The organism is Butyribacter sp. (assembly GCF_056818865.1).
This window is the reverse complement of record NZ_DBLYGC010000002.1, coordinates 175,462-186,047: the sequence shown is the minus strand read 5'-3', so window position 1 is coordinate 186,047 and position 10,586 is coordinate 175,462. Positions and strand designations below refer to the sequence as shown.

The following is a 10,586-nucleotide window of genomic DNA, read 5'->3' as shown; positions in this document are numbered from 1 at the left end:
GAAAGCAGGAGATTTTGTTAAAAAACCTCCCACAAAATCAATCAAATTTAAAAGCCAATGGAATTTACTCTTGCACTGGAATTTACTTTTTCAAGTCAGCACTTTTTTATTTTATTTTTTTATTGCCTGATTTCAGGTTATTATACACTAAAAACGAAGACCTGATAATCTTTTTTACCGGGGTCAAAAAACTTTGCCCCGGCTGATACTATTTACTGTTTTATTTCCATGCAGCTTTCATCCAAAAATTCTAAGCCCTCTCTTTGTCTTGTTTTTTTCTTTATTCTTTTTGTCCGGTTTTTCCTTCGTTTTAATCTGCTTTATCTGGCATGTTGCCGCAACCTCTTCTACCCCCTGCTTTTTAAGCTTGTCCAGAATTTCCTCAAGCAGTTTTGTCTGCTGTACTGATACCTCGTCTTTTTGCATCATTATATAGTTAAGTTCTTTCATTAACTTTGTTGATACATTCTCTGATATTCGTTCCTCAGATTCCTTCTGCCCTTCCTCTACTACTTTCGTTATCATTTTTCTCAAAAACATCTCGAATTTTCTAATTTTTTCCTCTGAGTCTGCCGAAATCTCATGCGTTGCATTTGTTCTCACTGTTTTTACCGCAGATGGATTTATTGCAACCACGACGTTATCATTTGCATTTTTCCGTGGTACATTTTCTTCTTCTTCCTGTACCTTCTGATTCAATTCCTCCCTAAGCTTGTACAACTCATTTGGATTCATCTTTCTTATATTATCTATATCATGTACAATCAATTTTATAGCTTTAAGCAAAAATCCCTGTTCTTTTAAATCCTTCACATCCCTCAACACCTTTATATCTCTGTCGGTATAAAATCTATGCCCTTTGGAATTTCTGTGTATATTTAATCCAAGCTCCTCCTCCCAATATCTTAAAACGTGATTTTCAACCTCAACCTGTCTTGAAGCATCTGAAATGCTATATTTCTTCTCCATAAATTCCCTCCATTACTTCTTTGAACAGCTCAAGTTCTTCCTGCCCGTATTCATTATCTTCACTTTTATTATTTCTTCCTGCCAAAATTTCAACATTTTCTTCTGCTCTGCTTTCTTTAGCCGCTTTATCTTCAGATATCTGTGATATTGCTTCATTTCCATCTGCATCCTGATTTTTAGTCTGTAAAACACCTCTGCTAAGATGTGGTTCAAGTGTGTTTTCCAGATAATCATATAACTGTGCCTCAAGCAACTCATCCTTTTGATTTAACTGTAAAAACAGTTCAGAAACCCATATTGCAAAGGTTACTATGAGCATAACAGCAGACATTTTTATGTACCACTCTCTGTTAAACTTTTCATAAAATCCGCCTATCATATATACAGTATAGATTATTCCCGTAAATGCAAAACCGTAAATTCCTGTGTTCTTCAAATTATAAAGACTTATCCCTGCGTATTTTACATCTTTCATCTGCATAAGAACCAGACTTTTAGTATCATTTATTTTAAGATTCATCTTATATGTAGTTTCATATTTGCACACCATATTGCGCATCCATTTATTCTTTGTCGTAGAAATCTGTTGTGCCTGATGTAAAAGCCCCGTATATATATATGCAACTACACTTTTTATAAGTATAGTCACTCCTCCTGCTATAAGCATCAGAAGCACACCATCATAATTTTTTAGAAAATACGTCATGTTTTCCCTCCAATCATGTTAATCTTCAATTTTGGTACCATATATATATTAAACCGCCGCTAATAGCTTTTCCACCTTAATCATGCGTCATATAGCTTAATTTTTCGACAATTTGCGTCTGCTTATCAACAAATAGTGACAGCGTTAAGTCCCATAATATTTTTGACCATACATGTTTGTTATGCTATTATAGATAATATGTTGATGATAAGGAGCGTTTTGTTTTTATGATAAATTCACTGAATGAAATTTTCAGTCTGATGCAATATCAAAAAATAACATTAAATATACCCGGAATTTTTCTAAACGTAAAAACGAGTGCTGAAAGCACACTCGCTATAGTAACCGTAGATGAACAATCCGGAAATATATATACCAAAGAACAATTTGAGAATATTTCTTTACAGATAAGAAACTTTATCCAAAACAATAATTGTTTACGATACCGTTTTTTATACATTATCATAAGTGATGATGACAATTGTATAAAACGACTACTTAGTAATGATGTAAGTTATTGGCGGATAGTTCCGTGTGCAAACAGACTTATGATATTTGAAACTGCATGTGATGATTTTCTTGTACTTAGAGAACCCATCGAAAATATGCTCCTTCAAACTTCAAAAAAATCAGATTTAAATGACAGCACATCTATCTTTGACAAAGAAGTCAATGTACGGCTGGCTGTTATGAACATTGGAATTATTGTTCTCAATGTCATAATATTTATTGTCATATCAATCTTATCGCCTCCCGGTTCTGATGACATAAGTGATAAACTGGCACTTGACTGGACTCTTGTCATAAACCACGGTGAATTTTATCGTCTCCTGACATGTATGTTTGTACATGCAGGAATCGACCATATATACAATAATATGATTGTTCTTTTATTTATAGGAAGTTATTTTGAACTTGCAATAGGACGCATGAATTATATTATAGTCTATTTTTCATCAGGTATTATTGCAGGTCTGACTTCAATGTTTTATAATATGTCAAAAAACAATTATGTTCAGTCAGTTGGAGCATCAGGTGCTATTTTTGGCATAATAGGCGGCATGACTGCTATTATTTTAGTCAAATATATTCACAAGCATAACCTTGATCTGAAAAAAATAATATTTATTGCATTTTTAAGCTTATATAGTGGTTTTTCTAGCCAGGGTGTAGATAATGCAGCACATGTAGGCGGTTTTATTTCGGGATTTTTGATTTCCTTTATAATTTATTCAATACGGACAGTCAAAGAAAAAAGAAATGTTTCAAGATAACTGCCTAATATATAGAAATGAGGAGAATTATGACAACGATAAATATTTATTACGGTGGACGAGGTCTTATAGATGACCCTACCATTTATGTCATGGACAAAATTTCAAAAGTTTTTGATGAATTGAATGTAAATGTAAATAAATACAATTTATATGAAGATAAAAGAGGTATATCCGTACTTCCAAAAACTCTCAAAGAAGCCGATGCCATAGTTATTGCAGCTTCAGTGGAATGGTTTGGAATCGGCGGACTTTTACAACAGTTTCTCGATGCCTGCTGGCTTTACGGAGACAAAGAAATCATTGAAAAAATATATATGATGCCTGTTGTTCTCTCCACTACATACGGTGAAAAAGAAGCACAGCAAAGTATCACAAAATCCTGGGAAATTCTTGGTGGTATAGCTTGCGACGGTATATGCGCATACGTCAGCAATTCAGTAGATTTTGAGACTGACCCAAATTATGGAATGCTTATAGAGAAAAAAACAGAGAACTTTTACCGCACATTTACTAAAAAATTAGTCACATTTCCATCAAGCAGCAATGCCGTTATAGAGACATCACAGACTGTAAAACCAATGACACTCACACCTCAGGAAAGTGAGGAACTTTCCATGTATGTCTCTGATGACAATTATGTAAAAAAGCAGAAAGAAGATATTGAAGAACTTACGCAGTTATTTAAAAATCTCATGGATGATGACTCAGCAAATGAGGCAGATGTAGAAAAAAACGGCTCAGACAGCCTTTTCTCTAATTCAGGTACAGAAAATCAGGAGTCCGATATTGACACCTCTGCTCTTATCTCAAACATTTTAAACAAAGCAAACAGCGATGATGAATATATAAATGCATTTAAATCGCATTTTAATCCTATCCCAGGCATGGCATTATCATTTGCTCTATCTATATCAGACCAAAATCGTACACTCGTCCTTGATATGGATAATTCAAAACTAAATTGCTACTACGGTGAAAAAGAGGACGCCACAGCCACAATAAAATCAAACCACATTGTTATAGACAGAATAATTTCCGGTGAGGTAAGTCTTCAGGATGCATTTATGGCGGGTTCACTCACAGCTAAAGGCAACTTTAACATACTCAAATCATTTGACAGAATATTTAATTTTTAACTTTTATAATTTTATAAAAAATAAGAAAGGAAGCTTTTAAAATGAAAAAACATATCGACGACAACTGTATTTTTTGTAAACTTGCAAACGGACAGATTCCAACAAACTCAATCTATGAAGATGATGACTTTAAAGTAATTCTTGATGCCGCACCGGCAGCCAAAGGACACGCCATCATACTTCCAAAAACACATGCAGCAAACCTCTTTGAACTCCCTGAGGAATACGGTGAAAAAATATTTGCCATAGCTAAAAAATGCGGAAAAGCAATCAAAGAAACATATAACTACGACGGCTTAAACGTACTCCAGAATAACGGCGAGGCAGCAGGACAGACAGTATTCCACCTCCATGTACACCTCATTCCAAGAATGAATGACGATAAAATCAACATTAACTGGCAACAGGGAGAAAGCACAGACGGAGAAACAGTTGCAGAAGAAATTAAAAAGAATATATAAGATAATCTTAACGCAAAAATTGATATAAACTTTCCGACTCATGGACGGCTCTCGCCTCGAAGAATATCAGTAGCAGTACATAAGTGTGCAAAAAACGCACACTAAGTACTGACTGATATACTAACGCCATTCGCTGAAAAGTTTATATCAATTTTTGCTGTTTACATTTTTTCATTTTTTAAAACATTTATTATACTACTAAAATGCTTATCAAATAAATAAGAGATTTTTGATAAAACAATTATTATACTTCTAAAATGCATATCAAATAAATAAGGGATTTTGATAAATGAATGTAATACTGTAGAATACTTATGAGAAAACAGCAGGAAACGGTTATATATCTTTGACAAGGGGTGTTGAATGGCAGTCAGTACTTAGTCAGCGTATTTATGCTGACTTATGTACTGCTACTGGCATTCTCCAAGGCGAGAGCCGTCCCCGGGCAAAAATATATAACCGTTTCCTGCGTTACTCATGCGTCCGTTCCCCATGCGTCCGTTATTCACTTATCAAAAGCCCACTAAGCCTTAAAGCCCCTTGCCGCCTCATTATCCATAAACACCTCATTGAGTGTTCCTTTTCCATAAGTCAGTCCGGCATATACCTGCTGTGAATTTTGTACTACTGATTTCGACGTATCCTGTTTTGCCACCTCTTCAAATGCCTTGCAAAGTTTTCCCATATTTTCTTTGACATTATCCAAATTTACAGGTTCTCTCTTAACTATTGATGCCGTGAGCTGTTTATTTACAAATGAGTATATATTGTGCAAATTGTAAGAAAGTTCATATTTGAGGTCAAGACTTCCTCTGAGTTCACTTACACAGCCTTTTGCACTTTTCAGATACTTCTCTGCTTTTTGCAAGTCTCCACTTTTAAATCCTTCCTCCGCCTGCTCTATGCAATAATCAAACATTTCAAAAACAATCACTACAAGTTCGCTTTTGTTTGCCTGTGATATTCTTGCCGTAAATCGTCTCTTTTCTTCTGTTGTCAATTTTGTATCACCCTCTCTTTTTATATGATTGCAGGGCTCAAAATACCTTTTGGCCCCAACGGCTTTATATTTGTTTATATAATTTTACCGACAGCTTTTACACTGTCGGTAATAATTTGAAACACCATAATATAGCAAAAGTTTAATTTTCGTTGTACTGGGAATATCTCAATTCTACATTCCCTGAAGCAGGCTCATAATCGTCTGAGGTCTGTTGTTTGCCTGTGAAAGCATTGATGTTGATGCCTGCTGTAATACTGTAAGCTGCGTATATTCTGTCATCTCACTTGCCATATCAGTATCAATAATTCTGGACATTGACTCTGTCATATTCTCACCAAATACATTCAAACTTGAAACTGTCGTCTCAAGACGGTTCTGATATGCACCAAGCTCTGCACGGGATGACGATATCTGTCTGATTGCTGAATCGGCAAGTGCAATTCCGGTAGATGCACCATAATTCGTACAAACATTTAACAGATTTTTACCATCTTCATTTCTAAGACCAAGAACATCACATGAAACTGTCGGAAGATCCATATCAAGTGTCTGATGCTCATTTGCTCCAATCTGAATTGTCATAAATCCGGCATCATAGACATCAAAAGCAATGTTATTGTATGTCTTAGAACTTCCATCAGTTGTCGGAAGTTCAACATTCATCTCAAATCCATCATTATCTATGATGTTTATTTTATTTCCTGATGCGCTTACTTTTGCATTTGCTGTAAATCCCACTCCGGTTTGTACAGTCTTTAATTCCACCTTTGCATCCGTTCCTCTTCCATCATCAAGTTTAGATTTGCTTCCGTCAGCAAATCCTACTTGTACATAGTAATCATAACCTGCAACATTAGAGGTCACAGTTTCTTTTGCCGTGTCGTAAGAAAGATTCATGCTGGAACATGCTGAAACAATCTTTTTCTCAACATCAGCTTTCGAATCACCCTTATTTATTGCAATTGTTTCACTATTTATGCTTATTGATTTATCAGCGGCAGCCGGGAATGTAACCCCTTTCAAAACTCCAGCCACTTTACCGCATGTTCCACTTTCAGCCTTTGTAATAGTATATGTCCCTGCTGTTGCCTCCATCGATACAGACAAAGCTTTTACTCCATCAATACTACTCGCTACCGTTCTTGATGCTGAACCGTCAAAAAGACTTCTTCCATTGAATTCAGTTGTACTTGAGATACGATCTATCTCATCCATAAGCTGGTCTATCTCCTCCTGCGATGTCTTTCTGTCTTCCAATGTATATGTATCATTTGCATTCTGCACGCAAAGCTCACGCACACGCTGTAATACACTGTGAATTTCTGCCAGTGCTCCGTCTGCTGATTCAATAATAGAAACACCATCCTCAGCGTTCTGTGCAGAACGATCAAGTGCACGTATCTGTGTACGCATTTTATTTGAAATAGCAAGACCTGCCGAATCATCTGCTGCCTTTGTAATCTTGTAACCTGAACTCAATTTCTGCATACTCAATGACAATCTGTCATTATTCTTTTTTAAATTTACATTTGCAAGCTGAGCTGATATATTATGATTTATTTTCATGAAGTTTCCCTTTCCTTTCTTTGATATATCCCACTGTCACACCAATCTTTTACTGTTTAATCACCGATACGAGGTGTGCCGTAACAATCTTTGCCGCTTTATAAAGTTTTGATGTATCTGCATCACTTTCACCTACTGCAAATCCACCTGTTCCTGAAACTCTGTTCATTCCATATGATATGTTTTTTACGTCAAATCCACCAGCCTTTAATCCCTCTAAAAGCATCTCTGATGAATCTTTCAAAAGTTCATAGCCATGTCTTTCCCCTGCAAAAACATAACCTTTCAATGCGTCTCCTGTCACTTTAAGTTCTACACTAACATCACCTAAAGCTGAGAATTCATCACTGTCGGTATCATTTCCGCTTATACTAACCTTCACTTTTCCTTTTTCATCACCGTTTGCTATAAGTGTAACGTTCATGTTTGTTATGGTATCTCCTGTTTTGATAGGAATATCATAACTTCTTCTTTCTGTCATAAACATATTTAAGCTTATTCCCTTAGAGAGTGTTCTAAGTTTTTCTAAATCTTCATAATCTGCATCCGGCTTTTCATATGACTTGTTTAATATATCTTCCATATATTTTTCGGCTTGTTTGCATTTTTTCTGAATACTTTCTTCAGAACCAAGTGCATCTGCCACACTGTCTATAACTTCATCGAACTCTGCCTGCTCGTCATCATCAAGCACATTTTTCCTCTTATAACTTTCTTTTAATGGACTGTATGAATTCTCTATATAATTCACTGCCGCCTCAATATTTTCTATCGTAGCAGGTATCTCAAGCTCCGAAAGCATATTTTTAGCTTCGGCACTCTCACTCTCAACATTCCTTAAATCTTCGGCTTTCTTATCATAATATGCTTTTTCCGTATTTTTATCCGTATCAGCTTCTTTTACCTGCTGTGCAAACATTTCAAGTGATGTATCAAGCATCTTTTCAACATCACCATCTGAAATCTCACTGAGTTTTGACGGTGATATTTCATCCAATGTATCGGACACAAGTGTATCAAAATATCTTCCCGCAGTATTATCCTTTTGTGATGCATTGCTGTCAGTCCCATCTTTTGAACTGTCACTTGACATATCCGCCGCATTAAATCCGGTATCTATCTGTTCTGTTATTGATGAAGCCATGTAATTAAGTTCTTTAAGACCTCCAAAATCATCATCAATCTTTTTATCTATTCCCTGGTTTTTCATCGTTCTTACCGCTGTAAGAAGATTTCCAAGCGTCATCTCCCTGTCGGTCTGCAACACAGCACCTATAGCTGCACCATCGGATTTCTCAATATTATTCAAAAGTCTGTAAATGCCAATATAACCTTCTCTTTCCTGCTCAGATATGTCACCTGATTTCTGAAGCTGCCAAAGATATTTACTGTATTTTTCTTCTGAACTCAAATCTTTAGATGCATTTATAGCCGTAAGTTTGCTGTCAAGTTCATTTATCGAAGTATCAAGTGGATTGTCACCCTGTCTTATCATTTCAAGAACAGTTGACGGCTTCATATTATCAATAACTCGGTTTAAAACAGTATCATATTCCTTGACTGAAAGTACATTTTCCTCAGTAATCTCCATACCGTTATAGCCCAATATTCTTACTGCTCTCTCATTCGCATTTGTATCTTCCATGCCAAGCTCTTTAAGAAGATTTGGAACACTTGCAAACGCTTTCTGAATAGAATCCCCATAAGATGCATCTGCCTGCGTTGAAACCATCTCATAAATCTGTCCATACTGCTGTCTGCCATACGTCTCACTTGAAGCCGCTGCATGAAGTTCATTTAATGTGAGCAGATTCTGCTGTCTTACCGTTCTTCCGATAAGTGATGCCGGTGCATTTGCTATATCGGTTTTCTTCTGCATTGTCTCATGCAGCAGACTAAGTTCACCCTCACTTGCCTTAGCCGTCATGCCTGCAGTATATACAGAATTTTCTTCATCCCTCAACGCCTCTACTATCTGCTCTAACGGTGCAGTATTTACATCTATTCCTTTCTGCCTCATGCTCATAACAGACTGTGATGTCATTTTGAGACATATCTCTGCGATATATCTTTTTGCCATGACCTGTTCCACCTGCATGTCACTCATTCCCTCAACTACCGTAGTCGGAATGTTATTTGAAGAAATGTCTGCTGCTGCCAAATTTGTCTTATTGTAGGCTGCCGCCATTCTTAAAAGTTCAAGATTTAATACACCATTTCCTGAATACTTTTCATTTGTAAAAGCAATATCACCAGCCGCTGCTTTTACCGCTGTCGATATATCAGCATCCGTGATAACTGCAAAATTGTTTATTATGCTTCTTGCAATAACAAATTCTGATATATCAAGTGATGCCTGCTCAGGACTTGCTCCCGCCGCTACAGACTGTAATATCTGTTCAAATGACGTTTTTACTGACATATCCGAACTTATATCATTTAATACAGACATTGTTCTAAGTGCATCAGCCGTAACAGGAAGATCGTTTGCAAAAAGCCATTTTGCATCAGCTATTGTACTTTCCTTATCAAGACCTGTTGCATCTATAAGTCTTTCAACCTGTGACGAAATCTGCTCCCAGACTTCAGTATCGTATATACTTCCATCTACAGCATCACTTCCCGAATATTGACCATGATATATATTTTCTATTGTAGGGGTAAGTCCGTTTCCAACAATATACGCCTTTGTATCATCAGACATATTCAAAGCTGAACTGCTCATCTGAAGGGCAGATACAATTCTTGAAATATTTTCTGACGTAACTGGAATATCCGAACTTTCCAAAATCTTTTTCAACTGTGCTTCTGCCTTTGAATCAAGAATACCTGTAGCCTGAATTTTTTTAAGTTCTTCTTCAAATTCATCAACAGCTTTTCTGTTTTCTTCTCTGTTTGTTTCATTGTCAAGTTTTTGCTGTTTAATCTTCTCTACAGCTTTGTCAACATATTCTTCCTCACACTTATCAACGGAACCTGCTGACTCCTCCATTGATTTGTAATCATCACCTGTAAGAACCGCCAGATTTTTGTTCATCTCAGACTTTGTCGATGCTGCGTCTGAACTGCCGGAGTTTCCCGAAACACTTGTCCTGTAACCGTAAGTTCCCGAGTTTACACCTGAGCTCACTGTCGTATGGCTAACGACTGCTGCTTTTGATGTCAAACCACTGTTTCCAACTTCTTTCAGCACGATATTATCTTTCGATACATCCATTATCTTAAAATTTCTTGTTTCGCCCTCCCTGGCATTCTGTACTGCGGTCTTTGGTATTGCCACCTCAACACCGTTAAAGTTGATGGAAATCTGATTTGAAACTTTTGAAACAACACCCTGAACAACCTGTCCTTTACTGCCGATGGCAAGCATTGAACCTTTTAAAACTCCTGCCATAGTGCCGGATACATTTGTTGAACGGTTATATATGTCTCTTATATTAACATTCATTGATTTCTCACCTTTCATCT

At 36.5% G+C, this 10,586-nt stretch carries 8 protein-coding genes; 3 read left to right on the top strand and 5 right to left on the bottom strand.

What is annotated here, in order from left to right:
- Positions 1–237: 237 nt before the first annotated feature.
- Positions 238–969: a helix-turn-helix domain-containing protein gene (locus tag ACZLXV_RS01760; RefSeq protein ID WP_022225750.1), complete on the bottom strand. Its 732-nt coding sequence runs from the start codon at positions 967–969 to the stop codon at positions 238–240.
- Positions 953–1,675 carry a hypothetical protein gene (locus ACZLXV_RS01755; RefSeq protein WP_482382303.1) on the bottom strand — a complete coding sequence of 241 codons (723 nt, stop codon included), beginning with the start codon at positions 1,673–1,675 and terminating at the stop codon, positions 953–955. Before ACZLXV_RS01755 ends, ACZLXV_RS01760 begins: the two co-directional genes overlap by 17 nt.
- A 227-nt stretch (positions 1,676–1,902) precedes the next feature.
- On the opposite strand from ACZLXV_RS01755, the gene ACZLXV_RS01750 reads away from it, so the two are divergent.
- Genes ACZLXV_RS01750 through ACZLXV_RS01740 form a run of 3 tightly spaced genes read left to right on the top strand, consistent with a single transcriptional unit; the run spans position 1,903 to position 4,549 of the window.
- Positions 1,903–2,949: a rhomboid family intramembrane serine protease gene (locus ACZLXV_RS01750; protein WP_482382302.1), complete on the top strand. Its 1,047-nt coding sequence runs from the start codon at positions 1,903–1,905 to the stop codon at positions 2,947–2,949.
- A gap of 29 nt (positions 2,950–2,978) precedes the next feature.
- Positions 2,979–4,088 (top strand): SCP2 sterol-binding domain-containing protein, encoded by a 1,110-nt coding sequence (locus tag ACZLXV_RS01745; protein ID WP_367335458.1) that lies wholly within the window; start codon positions 2,979–2,981, stop codon positions 4,086–4,088.
- Positions 4,089–4,129: 41 nt separating this feature from the next.
- Positions 4,130–4,549, top strand: coding sequence for an HIT family protein (locus ACZLXV_RS01740; RefSeq protein WP_022225746.1), 420 nt, complete (start codon positions 4,130–4,132; stop codon positions 4,547–4,549).
- 523 nt (positions 4,550–5,072) lie between these two features.
- Here ACZLXV_RS01740 and ACZLXV_RS01735 read toward each other — a convergent pair.
- From ACZLXV_RS01735 to ACZLXV_RS01725, 3 genes are all read right to left on the bottom strand, one after another.
- Positions 5,073–5,549 (bottom strand): flagellar export chaperone FliS, encoded by a 477-nt coding sequence (locus tag ACZLXV_RS01735; protein ID WP_482382301.1) that lies wholly within the window; start codon positions 5,547–5,549, stop codon positions 5,073–5,075.
- Between the two features lie 174 nt (positions 5,550–5,723).
- Complete coding sequence (locus ACZLXV_RS01730) at positions 5,724–7,118, bottom strand: flagellin N-terminal helical domain-containing protein (protein WP_482382300.1); 1,395 nt, start codon at positions 7,116–7,118, stop codon at positions 5,724–5,726.
- A 49-nt stretch (positions 7,119–7,167) separates the two neighbouring features.
- On the bottom strand, positions 7,168–10,566 hold the full coding sequence (locus tag ACZLXV_RS01725) for a DUF6240 domain-containing protein (protein ID WP_482382299.1): 3,399 nt from the start codon (positions 10,564–10,566) through the stop codon (positions 7,168–7,170).
- Between the last annotated feature and the right edge of the window lie 20 nt (positions 10,567–10,586).